General features: G+C 71.5%; 17 protein-coding genes. 12 read left to right on the top strand and 5 right to left on the bottom strand.

The window, feature by feature from the left end; genetic code table 11:
- Nucleotide 1: 1 nt before the first annotated feature.
- A complete protein-coding gene (locus OG570_RS05820) occupies nt 2–1,165 on the bottom strand; it encodes a cytochrome ubiquinol oxidase subunit I (RefSeq protein ID WP_326955860.1) in 1,164 nt (387 codons plus the stop codon).
- 60 nt (nt 1,166–1,225) lie between these two features.
- On the opposite strand from OG570_RS05820, the gene OG570_RS05815 reads away from it, so the two are divergent.
- The 5 genes from OG570_RS05815 to OG570_RS05795 are packed head-to-tail and all read left to right on the top strand — an operon-like array spanning nt 1,226 to nt 3,575.
- On the top strand, nt 1,226–1,543 hold the full coding sequence (locus OG570_RS05815; protein ID WP_247061020.1) for a helix-turn-helix transcriptional regulator: 318 nt from the start codon (nt 1,226–1,228) through the stop codon (nt 1,541–1,543).
- Nucleotides 1,540–2,208, top strand: coding sequence for a permease prefix domain 1-containing protein (locus tag OG570_RS05810; RefSeq protein ID WP_326946300.1), 669 nt, complete (start codon nt 1,540–1,542; stop codon nt 2,206–2,208). Before OG570_RS05815 ends, OG570_RS05810 begins: the two co-directional genes overlap by 4 nt.
- A complete protein-coding gene (locus OG570_RS05805) occupies nt 2,205–2,564 on the top strand; it encodes a DivIVA domain-containing protein (RefSeq protein ID WP_326955859.1) in 360 nt (119 codons plus the stop codon). The genes OG570_RS05810 and OG570_RS05805 overlap by 4 nt, the downstream gene beginning before the upstream one ends.
- Nucleotides 2,561–3,019: an SRPBCC family protein gene (locus OG570_RS05800; RefSeq protein WP_326946301.1), complete on the top strand. Its 459-nt coding sequence runs from the start codon at nt 2,561–2,563 to the stop codon at nt 3,017–3,019. Before OG570_RS05805 ends, OG570_RS05800 begins: the two co-directional genes overlap by 4 nt.
- Nucleotides 3,012–3,575, top strand: coding sequence for a DNA-3-methyladenine glycosylase I (locus tag OG570_RS05795; protein ID WP_326955858.1), 564 nt, complete (start codon nt 3,012–3,014; stop codon nt 3,573–3,575). Before OG570_RS05800 ends, OG570_RS05795 begins: the two co-directional genes overlap by 8 nt.
- 87 nt (nt 3,576–3,662) lie before the next feature.
- Here the strand turns inward: OG570_RS05795 and OG570_RS05790 are convergent, their stop codons facing one another.
- Nucleotides 3,663–4,457, bottom strand: coding sequence for an enoyl-CoA hydratase-related protein (locus tag OG570_RS05790; protein ID WP_326955857.1), 795 nt, complete (start codon nt 4,455–4,457; stop codon nt 3,663–3,665).
- 198 nt (nt 4,458–4,655) lie between these two features.
- Between OG570_RS05790 and OG570_RS05785 the strand changes: the two genes are divergently transcribed.
- Both OG570_RS05785 and OG570_RS05780 read left to right on the top strand, forming a co-directional pair.
- On the top strand, nt 4,656–4,823 hold the full coding sequence (locus OG570_RS05785) for a DUF3117 domain-containing protein (protein ID WP_005155393.1): 168 nt from the start codon (nt 4,656–4,658) through the stop codon (nt 4,821–4,823).
- 90 nt (nt 4,824–4,913) lie between these two features.
- On the top strand, nt 4,914–6,386 hold the full coding sequence (locus OG570_RS05780; protein WP_326946304.1) for a leucyl aminopeptidase family protein: 1,473 nt from the start codon (nt 4,914–4,916) through the stop codon (nt 6,384–6,386).
- A 215-nt stretch (nt 6,387–6,601) separates the two neighbouring features.
- Here the strand turns inward: OG570_RS05780 and OG570_RS05775 are convergent, their stop codons facing one another.
- Nucleotides 6,602–7,507, bottom strand: a complete 906-nt coding sequence (locus tag OG570_RS05775; protein WP_326955856.1) for a LysR family transcriptional regulator — start codon at nt 7,505–7,507, stop codon at nt 6,602–6,604.
- 59 nt (nt 7,508–7,566) lie between these two features.
- Between OG570_RS05775 and OG570_RS05770 the strand changes: the two genes are divergently transcribed.
- Nucleotides 7,567–8,751 carry an MFS transporter gene (locus tag OG570_RS05770; RefSeq protein ID WP_326955855.1) on the top strand — a complete coding sequence of 395 codons (1,185 nt, stop codon included), beginning with the start codon at nt 7,567–7,569 and terminating at the stop codon, nt 8,749–8,751.
- A gap of 2 nt (nt 8,752–8,753) precedes the next feature.
- On the opposite strand, the gene OG570_RS05765 is transcribed toward OG570_RS05770, so the two are convergent.
- A complete protein-coding gene (locus OG570_RS05765) occupies nt 8,754–9,398 on the bottom strand; it encodes an O-methyltransferase (protein ID WP_247061033.1) in 645 nt (214 codons plus the stop codon).
- 190 nt (nt 9,399–9,588) lie between these two features.
- Here OG570_RS05765 and sigE point away from each other — a divergent pair, with 190 nt between their 5' ends.
- From sigE to tatB, 4 genes are all read left to right on the top strand, one after another.
- Nucleotides 9,589–10,203 carry an RNA polymerase sigma factor SigE gene (sigE, locus tag OG570_RS05760; RefSeq protein WP_442788247.1) on the top strand — a complete coding sequence of 205 codons (615 nt, stop codon included), beginning with the start codon at nt 9,589–9,591 and terminating at the stop codon, nt 10,201–10,203.
- Complete coding sequence (locus tag OG570_RS05755; protein ID WP_247061034.1) at nt 10,200–10,868, top strand: anti-sigma factor; 669 nt, start codon at nt 10,200–10,202, stop codon at nt 10,866–10,868. The genes sigE and OG570_RS05755 overlap by 4 nt, the downstream gene beginning before the upstream one ends.
- A gap of 606 nt (nt 10,869–11,474) precedes the next feature.
- Entirely contained in the window at nt 11,475–12,992 is a 1,518-nt protein-coding gene (locus OG570_RS05750; RefSeq protein WP_247061035.1) for a S1C family serine protease, read from the top strand.
- A 76-nt stretch (nt 12,993–13,068) separates the two neighbouring features.
- Nucleotides 13,069–13,479 (top strand): Sec-independent protein translocase protein TatB, encoded by a 411-nt coding sequence (gene tatB, locus OG570_RS05745; RefSeq protein ID WP_247061036.1) that lies wholly within the window; start codon nt 13,069–13,071, stop codon nt 13,477–13,479.
- Between the two features lie 72 nt (nt 13,480–13,551).
- On the opposite strand, the gene OG570_RS05740 is transcribed toward tatB, so the two are convergent.
- Complete coding sequence (locus OG570_RS05740; RefSeq protein ID WP_326946309.1) at nt 13,552–14,697, bottom strand: Mrp/NBP35 family ATP-binding protein; 1,146 nt, start codon at nt 14,695–14,697, stop codon at nt 13,552–13,554.
- Between the last annotated feature and the right edge of the window lie 3 nt (nt 14,698–14,700).

Genomic DNA, 14,700 nt, shown 5'->3' with positions numbered 1-14,700 from the left:
GTCAGACTCCGCTCAGGACGGGCAGTTCGGCGACGTCGCGCTCGACCGGCTCCGGGCCGCGCTTGGCCACGCGCGCCAGCAGCACCCAGTCGGCCACGGCGAGCGCGGCGAACAGCAGTGAGAAAGCGATGAACGAGAACAGGATCTGGCCGGCCGGGACGTCCGCGAGCGCGTCAGCGGTGCGCAGTTTCCCCCAGACCAGCCACGGCTGACGGCCGATCTCGCGCACCAGCCAGCCGAGGATCGCGGCGGCGAACGGCAGCGGGATCGCCGCGACCATCAGGCGGTGCAGGAACCGGGCCTTGGTGATCCAGTCGCGGAAGAGCAGCACCGTGCCGAGCAGCGCGCACAGCAGCATGACGAACCCGAGCATGATCATCAGGCCCAGCGGCAGCCCGACACCGCCGTCCTTCAGCTTGTCGGGCTGGTACATCGCGAGCTCGCCGAACTGCGCGAAACCCTGGTTGACCACCAGGATCGCGCCGATCAGCGCCGCGATGACGCCGATCCGCATCGAGCGGCGGAAGAACTCGATCTCGGTGGTGCGCTTGAGGAAGTGGTACGCGCTGACGCCGGCCACGAAGAACCCGCCGGTCAGGATCGCGGCGGCGACCACGTGCGGCAGCGACGCGGCCAGCGCCGGGTTGGTGAACAGCGCGCCGAAGTCGTCGAGGCGCAGCGTGCCGTGCTCGACGTGGCTGCCGACCGGGTCCTGCAGGAACGAGTTGGCCAGCATGATGAACAGCGCCGACGCGTACGCCGTGAGCGTGACCAGCCAGATCAGCGTCAGGTGCAGCCACTTGCCCATGCGCCCGAAGCCGAAGATCCACAATCCGAGGAACGTGGACTCGAGGAAGAACGCGACGAGCGTCTCGATGGCCAGCGGGGCGCCGAAGACGTCGCCGGCGAAGGCGGAAAGCCCGGTCCAGGTCAGCCCGAACTGGAACTCCATCACGATTCCGGTGACGATCCCCAGCGCGTAGTTGATCACGTAGAGCCGGCCCCAGAAGCGCGTCATCCGCTCCAGTTCGGGCTTGCCGCCCAGTGCCGAGCGCGTCTGCATCACGGCCACCAGCGTGACCAGACCCAGGGTGAGCAGCACGAACAGGAAGTGGAACGAGGTCGTCGTCGCGAACTGGAGTCTCGCGACCGGGAGTGCGTTCATGTAGCCAGGCTACACGTAGTCTGCCTACATGTAGCCAGTCGACGTGTAGACTGCGTACCCATGAAGGCGGACTCCTTGCGCGGGCACCTCGACGCGTTGCTGCTGGCGGTCCTCGACGGCCGGAAGCTGCACGGCTACGCGATCATCGAGGCCCTGCAGCTGCGCAGCGACGGCGCGCTCGACCTGCCGACCGGCACGGTCTACCCGGCCCTGCGCCGGCTCGAGCGGGCCGGCTGGCTGGCCAGCGAATGGGACGTCGTCTCCGGCCGCAAACGCCGCACCTACCGGCTCACCCGCGCCGGCCAGCAGGCCCTGGCCGCCGAACGCACGGAATGGCGGCAGTTCACGGCCGTCATCGGGGGAGTGCTGGGCGCATGATCGACGAGTACCTGGCCGACCTCGACCGGCGGCTGCACGGCTGCGGCAAGTTCAAGGCCGACCTGCTGGACGAGGCGCGCGACGGCCTGCACGACGCCGCCGACGCCTACCGCGCCGGCGGCCGCGGCGACGAGGACGCCGAGCGCCGCGCCGTCGCCGACTTCGGCCCGGCGGCCGTCGTCGCCCGCGACTACCAGGCCGAGCTCGGCATGCTCAGCGGCGTCCGCACGCTGTGGAAGCTCGTCATCGGCGTGCCGCTGATGCAGGCGTCCTGGGACTACGCCCGGATCCTCACCTACGGCGCCTGGACGAACCTGCCGACGTCGACGCCGCAGTGGTACCGCGTCGTCGCGCACCTCACCCACGGCGCGGTGTTCGTCGTGCCGGTCATCGGCCTGCTCGCGCTGCTCGGCACCCGCTGGCTCAGCCGCCGCCTCGACGCCGTCCGGCTGGCCCGGTTCTGCGGTGTCCTGCTCGCGGTGGCCGTCGGCGTCAACCTCGCCTCGGTCGGCCTGCTGATCGGCTCGACCGGCGTCGTCGACGCGTCGAGGTTGTTCCTGAGCGTCCCGTGTGCCGTGTTGATGGTCGCCTGGGTGCTTCTTTCCCTGCGGCTCGTCGTGCTCGCGAGACGTTCCTGGGGCGGGTATGCCACGATCGTCGCGTGACGACCGCGCTGATCTACCTCGTAGTCATGCTGCTGGTGGCCGCCGTGGTGTTCCTCTTGGCCGCCGTCGTGTTCGGCCGGGGTGAGGAGCTGGCCCCGCTGCCGCCGGGCAGCTCGCCCACGCGGCTGCCCGCCGAGGACATCACCGGCGAAGACCTGGAGGACGTGCGCTTCCAGCTGGTGCTGCGCGGCTACAAGATGTCCGAAGTGGACTGGGTGCTGCGCCGCCTCGGCGTCGAGATCGACGAGCTGCGCACCCGGGTCGCCGAGCTGGAGCAGCGTCGACCCGAGCGTCAACCGGAGCTTCAACCGGAGCGCGAAGCCGAGCGGGAGACCGCGCCGGAGAGCGCCCAGTGACGGACCTCGTGCTGTCCGTCGACGTCCGCGCGCCGGCCGGGACGACCTGGCTCGCGCTCACGGACTGGACGCGCCAGGGCGAGTGGATGCTGGGCACCGACGTCGAGGTGACCGAGGGCAACGGCCGCAGCGTCGGCTCGCGGCTGGCCGCGTTCACCGGCGTCGCCGGGATCGGCTTCACCGACAAGATGGAGATCACTACCTGGGAGCCGCCGGTGCGGTGCTCGGTGCGGCACTTCGGCAGCGTTGTGCAGGGCACCGGCGTGTTCCAGGTGGTGCCGAAGGGCGCGCAGCGCTCGACGTTCGTCTGGGCCGAGCACCTGCGGCTGCCGTTCGGGCCGCTGGGCCGGCTCGGCTGGCCGGTCGTGCGGCCGGCGTTCGCGCTGGGGGTGCGCCAGTCGCTGCGGCGGTTCGCGCGGTTCGCGGAGGACTATTCGGTGGGCGGGGATGACTGAGCTGATCGGCACTGACGGCGTCGCGCGGTGCAGCTGGGGCAACTCGACCCCGGACTACATCGACTACCACGACAAGGAATGGGGCACGCCGCTCCACGGCCAGGACGAGCTGTACGAGCGCCTGTGCCTCGAGGCGTTCCAGTCCGGGCTGTCGTGGATCACGATCCTGCGCAAGCGTGAGAACTTCCGCAAGGCGTTCAAGCAGTTCAAGCCGGCGAAGGTGGCGAAGTTCGGCGACGCCGACGTCGAGCGGCTGATGCAGGACGCGGGCATCGTGCGGAACCGCGCGAAGATCCTCGCGGCGATCAACAACGCCCGGGCGATCGCCGACCTGGACGTCCCGCTGGACGACCTGCTGTGGTCGTTCGCGCCCTCTTCGCACCGGCGGCCGCGGACGATGGCGGACGTCCCGGCCATCACGGACGAGTCGAAGGCGATGGCGAAGGAGCTGAAGAAGCGCGGCTTCGCGTTCCTCGGCCCGACGACGTGCTACGCGCTGATGCAGGCCACCGGCATGGTCGACGACCACATCGAAACCTGCTTCCGAGCAGGCTGACGGGTTCCCGGGTCTGCCGTGGCCCTCGTGAGTGTTTAGGGCGGTTAGAACCGCCCTAAACACTCACGACGAGCTGCGGCAGACTGCCTACTTGCCCTGGAAGGCCGGCTTGCGCTTGCCGACGAAGGCCTCGACGGCCTCGGTGTGGTCGGCGGTCGCGCCCAGCGCGGTCTGGGCGGCGTCCTCGGCGTCGAGCGCCTCGTCGAACGTCGACTGCGCGGCGAGGTTGAGCACGCTCTTGATCTTCGCGTACGCCACGGTCGGCCCGGCCGCGAGCTTCGCCGCGACCTGCTGGGCGCGCGCCGCCAGCTCGTCGTCCGGCACGACCTCGCCGACCAGGCCGAGCCGCTGCGCCTCGGCGGCGTCGACGGTGCGGGCCAGCAGCATCAGCTCGGCGGCGCGGCCGTAACCGACCAGCCGCTGCAACGTCCACGACGCGCCCGAGTCCGGGCCCAGCCCGACGTTCGCGAAGGCCATCAGGAACGACGACGACTCGGCGGCGATCCGCAGGTCGCTGGCGTAGGCGAAGGCCGCACCGGCCCCGGCGGCCGTGCCGTTGACCGCCGCGATGACGGGCTTCGCCATGGCCACGATCGCCTTGACGATCGGGTTGTAGTGCTCCTTCACCGTGTGTAGCGGGGCGGGGTCACCCGCTTGCAGCAACCCGACGTGCTCCTTCAAATCCTGGCCGGCGCAGAACGCCTTGCCCGAACCGGTCAGCACGACGGCCCGGACGCTCTCGTCGTCCGCCGCCCCGCGCAGGGCCGCGAGCAGTGCTTCCTTCAGCTCGACGGTCAGCGAGTTGTACGCCTGCGGCCGGTTGAGGGTGAGGGTGCGCACCCCGTCGGCGTCGGCGATCAGCAGGACGTCGGATGTGGTCACGTCTTCTCCTTGCGCTGAAACATCGGTCGTCCGAGACTCTCACACCCCTCGCGGGCCGCATACCAGCACCGATACGGCAGCAAAAGATCGGTCCGCTGATGCGCCGAGGCGCTGATAGGGGACAATGGACGGTAAGACCCGGCTGGCTTTCACGCGAGCGCGACCCGGGCGCGCCGGTTGAGACGGAGGGAGCACGCTATGGCGGCCATGAAGCCCCGGACCGGAGATGGTCCCCTCGAAGTGACTAAGGAGGGGCGGGGCCTCGTGATGCGCGTACCGCTCGAGGGTGGCGGGCGACTCGTCGTCGAACTCTCCGCGGAGGAAGCGAAAGACCTCGGCGCCGCTTTGCAGGAGGTCACCGGCTGAACCGGCCCCCCAGAACCGTCCTTCCGTCGCACCCCGGTCTCCCTTCGGAGGCCGGGGTCGCGGTTCCTCTGCGCCCGAAGGTTGCTCACTGTGCGTAATCCGCTACCCCCCGTTCCGACTAGTCTCCTCGACATCGAGGTCGCGGGCGACCTTCGCCGCGGCACCCCGACCGTCCGGCTGGTGACCGCGCCGGCCGACGACGTCGAGGCCGAGCCGGTCGAGGTCGGCGGCGTCCGGATCACCGGCAAAGCGGGCGACGTGCAGACGGTCCCCGGCGACGGCCCCCGCTGGGTCGCGGGGCTCGGCGACGGCGAGCCGAAGCAGTACCGCAAGACCGGCGCGGCGCTGGTCCGCGCGGTGAACGCGGGGCTGGCCGACGACGTCGAGCACGGCGGGAAGGCGTTCCGCGCGGTGCAGCTCGTGCTGCCCGAGGAGGCGTCCGGCGAGCACGTCACGGAGCTGGCACTGGGACTGCTGCTCGGCGGCTACCGCTTCAAGGTGTCCACAGAGGACCCGAAGCCGGCGGTGCGGACGGTGCGGCTGGTGACGCACGACCGCGCGGTGGCGAGCCACACCGAGCTCGTCGAGCGCGCGACGGCGCTGGCCGCCGCGACGGCGCTGACCCGCGACCTCGCGAACACCCCCTCGAACGTCAAGTCCCCGGCGTGGCTCGCGGACACCGCGGCGAAGGTGGCCGGCCCCCGCGTCGAGGCGACGATCCGCGACGAGCAGTGGCTCGCGGAGCAGGGCTTCGGCGGCGTGCTGGCCGTCGGCGGCGGTTCCGCGCGGCCGCCGCGGCTGATCGAGCTGTCCTACAAGCCGTCCGGTGCTTCCGGAGCGGTCAAGCACTTGCTGCTGGTGGGCAAGGGCATCACGTTCGACACCGGCGGCCTGTCGATCAAGCCGGCCGACGGCATGCACCTGATGCGCACGGACATGGCGGGCGGCGCGGCCGTGATCGCCGCGACCCGCGCGATCGCCGCGCTCGGGCTCCCGGTGCGGGTCACCGCGCTGGTGCCGGCGGCCGAGAACCACGTGTCGGGATCGGCGTACCGGCCGGGCGACATCGTCCGCCACTACGGCGGCAAGACGACCGAGGTCGGCAACACCGACGCCGAGGGCCGGATGGTCCTGGCCGACGCGCTGGCGTACGGCATCAAGCGGTTCGCCCCGGACGTCGTCGTCGACGCGGCGACGCTCACCGGCGCGATGAAGGTGTCGCTCGGCCTGCGCACCGGCGGCCTGTTCGCCACGGACGACGCGCTGGCGTCATCGGTCGTCGCGGCGGGTGCGCGGGTCGGCGAGGCGTGGTGGCGCATGCCGCTGGTGGAGGACTACGCGGAGAACGTCCGAGGCGAGTTCGGCGACGTCCGCCAGACCCCGGGCGGCCCGGGCAGCATCACGGCGGCGCTGTTCCTGCGCGAGTTCACCGAGGGCCTGCCGTGGGCCCACCTGGACATCGCGGGCCCGGCGAGGTCGGAGAAGAACTACAACGAGGTGGTCCCGGGAGCGACGGGCTTCGCGGCCCGGACCCTGGTGGAGCTGGCCGCTTCACTGGGCTGAGGTCCGGCGGCCGCTTGGCGGCGGCCTGGGCTGTCTGCGCTGTTGCCGGACTGTCGCTGTCGTCGTGCCGTCCAGAGTTGTCCACAGCCCGGCTGCATTGTGGACAACTCGCTGCTCACGACCGTTTTCGCCGGGCTTCGTCGGGGGCCGCCGATAGACTGGACCCGGGGACGCCCCCCAGGGAAGGGTGGGGGAGTTTCCCGGCGGCGGCCAGATTATGTGCGCCCCGCCGTTTTCAGCACGTGGTCGCGGAAGGCCGTCACCGCCGGTGTTGTCGGTTCGCCCGCGCGCCACACCAGGCCGATCGTCCGTGACGCCGGTGGGTTCAGTGGCACCTCCGCCACTCCTGCCGGCGTGCCCGGGCCGAACCTCGGCAGCAGCGCTACGCCGAGACCCGCCGCGACCAAGCCTCGGACCGTGTCGGACTCCTGGCCCTCGAACGCGATGCGTGGCGTGAAGCCCGCCGCCGCGCAGAGTTCGTCCGTCAGCGTGCGGACGCCGTAACCCGGCTCCAGCAGCACGAACTCCTCCTCGGCCAGCTCGGCCACCCGCACCTGCCGCCGGTCCGCGAGGCGGTGGCCCGTCGGGACCGACAGCAGGGTCTCCTCCTCGGCCAGCCCCGCCGAGACCAGCGAAGGCGCCTCCGACGGCAACGGCGCGAGCAGCGCGAGGTCCAGCTCGCCGCCCGCGAGCCGGTCGAGCATGTCCTGTCGCGAGCCCTGGACCAGCGTGAACCGCACTCCCGGGTACCGCGCCCGGTAGCCGCGCAACAGCGACGGCACCAGCGTCCGCCCCAGCAGGTGCAGGAACCCGAGCACCACGTGCCCGGACTCCGGCGCCACCTCCTCGCGCGCCAGCCGGACGCCGGTGTCGACCGCCGCCAACGCGCGTTCGGCCGCCTCGGCCAGCAGTTCCGCCGCTCGGGTGAGCCGGATGCCGCGGCCGTCCGGGACGGTCAGGGGCGCGCCCAGCGCGTCGGCCAGCGCCGCGATCCGGCGGCTCACCGTCGGCTGCGGGACGCCCAGCAGTTCGGCCGCGCGTGTGACGTTCCCCGTGGCCCGCAGCGTGACGAGGAGCCGCAGGTGCGGCGCGACCTGCGCGGACAGCGAGTCATACGTCATCACATGAATTATGGGCCAACGGCGTATTGGACGTATTGGTTAGCCCTGCTTACTTTCGGATGGTGACCAGCACCCGCCGAGTCAAGACCGCCGTCGCCGCGGCCGGGATCTCCTCCTTCGCCCTGCTCTACGCGCCGCAGCCGGTGCTGCCGCAGCTCGCCGCGCAGTACCACCTCGATCCCGGCGGCGCGGCGCTCGCGGTGAGCGTCGCGACCGGCGCGCTGGCCATCGCGGTCCTGCCGATCGCCGCGCTGTCCGAGGTGGTCGGGCGGCGGCCGGTGATCGTGACGTCGGTGGTCGCGTCGGTCGTGTTCGGGCTGCTCCTGCCGCTGATGCCGACGTACCCGGCGCTACTGGTGCTGCGCGCGCTGCAAGGCATCGCGATCGCCGGGTTCCCCGGGGTCGCGGCCGCCTACCTGGCCGAACGGCTCGGCCGCGCGGGTGTCGCCGCCGCCGTCGGCGCGATGATCGCGGGCAACACGGTCGGCGGCATGCTCGGCCGGCTGTCCGCCGGTTTCTCCGCTGGGCCGCTCGGCTGGCGCGGCGCGCTCTACGTCGTCGCGGGCATCGGTGCGGTGTGCGCCGCGATCACCGTCGTGACGCTGCCGCCCGGGACGGCTCGCGGAAAGGTGCAGCTCAAGGCGGTCGCGGCGGGCCTGCTGACGGCGGTGCGGCGCCCGGTGCTGCTCGCGCAGTACGCCGTGGCGCTGCTCGCGATGGGCTCGTTCGTCGCGCTCTACAACGCGGCCGGGTTCCGGCTGACCGGCGATCCGCTGAACCTGTCGTCGGCGATCGCGTCGCTGGTGTTCCTCGCCTACGCGACCGGCTCGGTCTCGTCGGCGGCGGCCGGACGGCTGGTCGCGCGCGTCGGCCGTCGTCGCGCGGTGATCGGCTCGCTGCTGCTGATGGCCGCCGGAGCGGCGCTGACCCTGCCGGACTCGCTACCGCTGGTCATCGCCGGTTTCCTGGTGCTGACCTGCGCGTTCTTCGCCGCGCACGCGGTCGCCAACGGCTGGGCGGCGGCCGACGCCCCCGAGGACGCGCGTGGCCAGGTGGGCGGCATGTACACGGCGACGTACTACCTGGGCAGCAGCATCGGTGGCGCGGCGGGCGCGAACGTCTACGGCCACGCGGGCTGGGGCTGGCTGATCGCGCTGGTGACGATCTGGCTCCTGCTGGCGGCGGCCGCGGTGGCGGCAGGAACCCGGATCCGCACCGAGCACCGCGAGCTGGTCCCGAGCTGAGCTCAGATCGCCGCGGCCACCAGCAGACCGCCGCCCACCGGCAACAGGGCCGGGACCAGGCGTTCGTCCTCGCGAAACGCCCGTGCCACCTCGCGCAGGGCCAGCGTCTCCGGGTCGCGGCGGGAGGGGTCGATCACCCGGCCGCCCGCCAGGACGTTGTGGAACGCGATGATCCCGCCACGGCGCAGCAGCGATACGCCCAGCTCGTAGCACCCCGGGTACTCGATGTGCGCCGAGTCGACGAACACCAGGTCGTAGCCGCCCGGTGTCAGCCGCTGAAGGACGTCCAGCGCGCGCCCGACGATCAGCCGGGTCCGGCCCGGTGCGTAGCCGGCCTCGCGGAACGTCGCTCGCGCGGCCCGCTGGTACTCCGGCTCCAGGTCGATCGACGTCAGGATGCCCTCCGGGGCCATCCCGCGCAGCAGGCTCAGCCCGCTCACGCCGGCACCCGTGCCGACCTCGACGACGGCCTTCGCCCGCAGCGTGGCGGCCAGGAACCGCAGGGTCGCTCCCGCCCCCGCGCTCAGCGGGCTGCAGCCCAGGTCCTCGGCCCGCGCGCGCGCCGAAGACAGCACCTCGTCGTCGGGCAGGTACCCGTCGACGAACCCGGAGTCGGCCGGTGCGGCCGCAGGGGTGGGCGTGTTCACGCACGGAGGTTAGCGTTGGTTGTCGATAAATCCGCGCAGGCTCCCTGGTAAGCACCCCGGAAGAACTTCTCAGCCTGTTCTCAGTCCAGTCTCACTAGAACCATAAGGAACGCCGACAGACTCGAATCCAGACGCACGGGAACACCGTGCCCGTGGCCCGCGTTGGGTGGAGCAGACAGGAGAAACACAGATGGAGGTGCCTGCTCCCGCGATGCAGAACGCCGATACGGCCGTCGACGCGGCTCAGCCCGTGTCCCTCGACGAGGCGGCCTGGACGCCACCGTCGTGGGACGAGGTCGTCCGCGAGCACGGTGACCGGGTCTACCGGCTCGCCTACCGCCTGACCGGCAACACCCACGACGCCGAGGACCTCACCCAGGAGACCTTCATCCGGGTCTTCCGGTCGCTGGCGTCCTACAAGCCCGGCACGTTCGAGGGCTGGCTGCACCGGATCACCACCAACCTGTTCCTGGACATGGCCCGCCGCCGTTCGCGGGTGCGCATGGAAGGCCTGCCGGAGGACACCGACCGCATCGTGGGCGACGACCCGAGCCCCGAGCAGGTCTACACCGACACCCACCTGGACCCGGACCTGCAGGCCGCGCTCGACGAGCTGCCGCCGGAGTTCCGGGCCGCCGTGGTGCTGTGTGACGTCGAAGGCCTCTCGTACGAGGAGATCGGCGCCACCCTCAACGTCAAGCTGGGCACCGTCCGCAGCCGGATCCACCGTGGCCGGCAGGCGCTGCGCGCTTCGCTGGAGCGCCGGCGCAGTTACGCCCCGGAGTCTGCGAAGGTGTCGGTATGACCGCACCGCGAGGCTGGGGACTCCCCGAGTCGCACCTGCTGCCGGACGCCGTGGTCGCGTTCGTGGACGGCGAGCTTTCGCACGGCGCGCGTGACCGCGCGGCGTCGCACATCACGCGCTGCGCATCCTGCGCCGGTGACGTCCAGGCTCAGCGACAGGCCTGCGCCGCGATCCGCGGCGCCGGCGCGCCGTCGATGTCGGCCGGGTTCCTGGCGAGCCTCCGGTCCATCCCGGAGCACACGGACCTGCCCAGCAGCCCCGACAACCTGGCGATCACCGCCGACGGCCAGCTCGTCGCGGTCCAGCGGCCCGACCGGGTCGCCGGCCTGCGCGACTCGGGCGTCCTGGGGGGCGTGGCGCCGCTCGGCTCGTCGGCCCCGCTCGGCCAGTCCCCGAACGTCCTGGGCGGCGGCCGCTTCAAGCGCCGCGCGGCGCAGGGCGCGGGCGTGGTCGTGTCGGGGTTGGTGCTGAGCGCACTGGCGCTGGTGGGAACGACGGCGGACAGCGGTGACGGCACCCCGGACACGGGCGGCCAGGTCCCGCAGAACGCGAACCTGCTCCCGGCCCAGATGGCGGTGCCCCAGGCCCCGCGCCTGGAGCCGGCCCCCTCGGTGACGTCCACTCCGGTGAGCTCGCCGATCGCGGTGCCGGTCGGCGTTCGCTGACCGGATCCGCGCACGTTTCGTTCTGAAGGCCACCTCGATCTCGAGGTGGCCTTTCCGTGCGTTCGGCTCATACGCGGCCCGGTACGCAGACTCCTGGCGTGGCCCAGTGCGCGGCCCGGTTCAGACCAGGTCCCGGCGCCCGCAGAACTGCTCGGGGCCGGGCCTGCCGATCGAAAGCGCCCCCCGCCCATCCCTGGGGGGCTGCCCCGAGTCCAGTCTATCGGCGACCCCCGACGGAAATGACCATTCGCGAGGGGCGACGGCGATTTGTCCACATTGCCGTTCTGCCTGTGGGCAACCGGCCTTTTGCCTGGAAGATCGCACGGTTCTGAGTGCTGAACTCGGCTTGCCCGGCCTGGGGGAACCGTCCCGCTTGGCGCGGGAGCTCCGCCTGGGAACCGACCCGCCTCGCATGGGCAACTCGGCTTGCTCGGCCTGGGAAACCGACCTGTCTCGCGCAGGAACCCGGCATGCTCTCCCTGGTCAACCGGCCGCTTCACCCGACGACTCGGCCAAGAAACAGCCATTTCACCGCCGTACCGGCAGACTCGGCGCACCGGGCTTGGGTATCGTCACGCCCAGCCACCTGATCTTCAGCACCGGGGAATGATGACCGAGCCGAACGTGAATCCCGAGCAGCCCGGCGCGCGTGATGCCGACCGGCTGGGGCCGCGCCCGCTGGCGCGGCCGGCCGTCGATCCGGGGCAGGCCGCGGTGTTCGGCAGGCCCCAAGGGGTCGACGGGGCGTTCGACAAGCTCTACACCCCCCAGCAGGCCAACGGCGTCAAGCTGACGCCGCCCGCTCCCGAGTCGCTGGCCGAGGCGTTCAGCCGGCCGCCCGGGGCCGAAGGCGTTCTCCTCGAGCGGCCACGGGAGGCCGTCGGGGACGCGTCGCAGGCCGAGCCGCCGCTGTGGACCGGGACGGGTGACCCGTGGCGTGATCCGGGCGCCGGGGCCGTGCTCGCCGGGCCCGCGATGCCCGCCGAAGACGAAGAGAAGCCCGCTCGACGTCCGCCCGGGGCGTTGCTCAGCCTGCCCGAGGTGCTGTTCGGCCGCCGGGTGCAGCCGAAGGCGCTGATCCTGCTCGGGGTCGTCGCGCTGCTCGTCGGGGCCGTCGGCGGGCTCGTCGGCTGGTGGGCCGCCGACACCGGCACCGAGCTCACCGGCTCCGCGACGATCTCCGAAGCCGAGGCCGCCAAGGAGCGTCCGGCCGGGTCGGTCGCCGAGATCGCCAAGCGCGTCTCCCCGGCCGTCGTCTCGCTCGAGGTGTTCAAGCCCGGCGCCGAGTCCGGCGAACAGGGCTCCGGCGTGATGATCGACCCGCAGGGCTACATCCTCACCAACGACCACGTGATCAGCTCCGCCGCCGCGGACCCGAGCGTCAAGATCACCGCGATCTTCATCGACGGCACCCGCACCGACGCCAAGCTCGTCGGCACCGACCCGAAGACCGACCTCGCGGTGGTGAAGGTCAACGTCACCAACCCGACCGTGCTGCAGATCGGCAAGTCGTCGGACCTGCAGGTCGGCGACACCGTGATGGCCATCGGCTCGCCGCTGGCGCTGCAGAACTCGGTGACGGCGGGCATCGTCAGCGCGCTGAACCGGCCGATCACCGCCGGCGGCGACAACGGCGCCGCGCCGGTCACCTACGAGGCCATCCAGACCGACGCCGCGATCAACCACGGCAACTCCGGCGGCGCCCTCGTCGACGCCACCGGCGCGCTGGTCGGCATCAACTCGTCGATCCGCTCGTCCAGCGCGGACGGCGGCAGCATCGGCATCGGCTTCGCCATCCCGAGCGACTACGCGATCAAGATCGCGAAGGCGCTGATCAAGGACGGCAAGGTCCAGCACGCCGACATCGGCATCAACGCGTCCTCGACGGTCGCCGGCTCGTCGACGATGGGCGCGCAGGTCAAGAACGTCGCCCCCGGCGGCCCGGCCGCGAACGCGGGCATCAAGGAGGGCGACGTGATCACCAAGATCGGCACCCGCCTGGTCCGCGACTCCGCGGAACTGACGGTCGCGGTGCGCGCGCACGACGTCGGCGAGGTGGTCCCGGTGTCGCTGGCGCGTGACGGTGCCAGCTTCGTCGTGGACGTAACCCTGGCTTCGGATTGAGTTCGGACGTTCGGCCTGCTTGAGCAGGGCCGGTGGCGAGTACCCTGAGCCAGTAGGTTCCGAGCGGAGGTTGACGGTGTTCGACAGTGTCGGATGGGGGGAAATCCTCGTCCTCATCATCGCCGGTCTTTTCATCCTCGGCCCGGAACGGCTGCCCGAGGCGGCGTCCTGGATGGCGAAGAGCGTGAAGAAGGTCCGCGACTTCGCGACCGGGGCGAAAGAGCAGCTCCGCGAGGAGATGGGCCCGGAGTTCGACCAGCTGCGCAAGCCGCTGGAAGACCTGCGCGGGCTGCGCAACTTCGACCCCAAGCGGGTGGTGACGCAGCACCTGTTCGACGGTGACAGCGACCCGCTCGGCCTCAAGGGCATCACCAACGGCGGCAACGGGACCAACGGCACGAACGGCTACACCGCCGCTCAGACGAAGCCCCAGCCGGAGCCGTTGAAGCCCGGCGAGCGTCCGCCGATCGACCCGGACGCCACGTAGCTCACCGGAAGTCCGTGAATGCCACATCGAGGGACTTCAGGTCCCTCAATGTGGCATTCACGGACTTGAGGGTCAGCGCCCGGCGGGCGTCACGTTCAGCATCATCCCGGCCAGCCCGCGCGCCCGGACCGTCAGCTTCTTCGCCGCTTCCTTCAGCACCACGGACGCCGGGGCGTCGGGCGCGGACAGCACCAGCGGCGTGCCCGAGTCGCCCTGCTCGACCAGGCGCGGGTCCAGCGGCACCTGGCCCAGCAGCGGGACCTCCGAGCCGATCGACTTCGTCAGCGAGTCCGCCACCGTCTGGCCGCCGCCCGAGCCGAAGATCTCCAGGCGGGACCCGTCGGCCTGCTCCAGCCACGACATGTTCTCGATGACGCCCGCGACGCGCTGACGCGTCTGCAGCGCGATCGCGCCCGCGCGCTCGGCCACCTCGGCCGCCGCCTGCTGCGGGGTGGTGACGACCAGGATCTCCGCGTTCGGGATCAGCTGGGCCACCGAGATCGCGATGTCGCCGGTGCCCGGCGGCAGGTCCAGCAGCAGGATGTCGAGGTCGCCCCAGAAGACGTCCGCCAGGAACTGCTGCAACGCGCGGTGCAGCATCGGGCCGCGCCACACCACCGGGGTGTTGCCCGGGGTGAACATGCCGATCGAGATCACCTTCACGCCGTGCGCCTGCGGCGGCATGATCATCGTGTCGACCTTGGTCGGCTTCTCGCGGGTGCCCAGCATGCGGGGGATCGAGTGGCCGTAGATGTCCGCGTCGACGACGCCGACCGAGAGCCCGCGCTGGGCCATCGCCGCGGCCAGGTTCACGGTGACCGACGACTTGCCGACGCCGCCCTTGCCCGAGGCGATGCAGTACACCCGCGTCATCGAGCCCGGCTGGGCGAACGGGATCACCGGCTCGGTGGCCTCGCCGCGCAGCGACTTCCGCAGCTCGGTGCGCTGCTCGTCGTTCATGACGTCCAGCTCGACCCGGACGTCGGAGACGCCGGGGAGCTTCGAGACGGCGTCCTGAGTGTCCTTGGTCAGCGTCGCTTTCAGCGGGCAGCCGGCCACCGTCAGGTAGATCCCGACGGTGACGACACCGTCTTCGCCGACGACGACGTCCTTCACCATCCCCAGGTCCGTGATGGGTTTGTGGATCTCGGGATCTTGCACGCTCTTCAGCGCGCTGCGGACGTCATCGACGCTGGGGAGCTGCTGAGTGCTGGTCACCCC

Source organism: Amycolatopsis sp. NBC_01286, assembly GCF_035982555.1.
Taxonomy (GTDB): domain Bacteria; phylum Actinomycetota; class Actinomycetes; order Mycobacteriales; family Pseudonocardiaceae; genus Amycolatopsis.
Note: the sequence above shows the minus strand (reverse complement) of the source record. Positions and strands in the feature narration are given on the sequence as shown.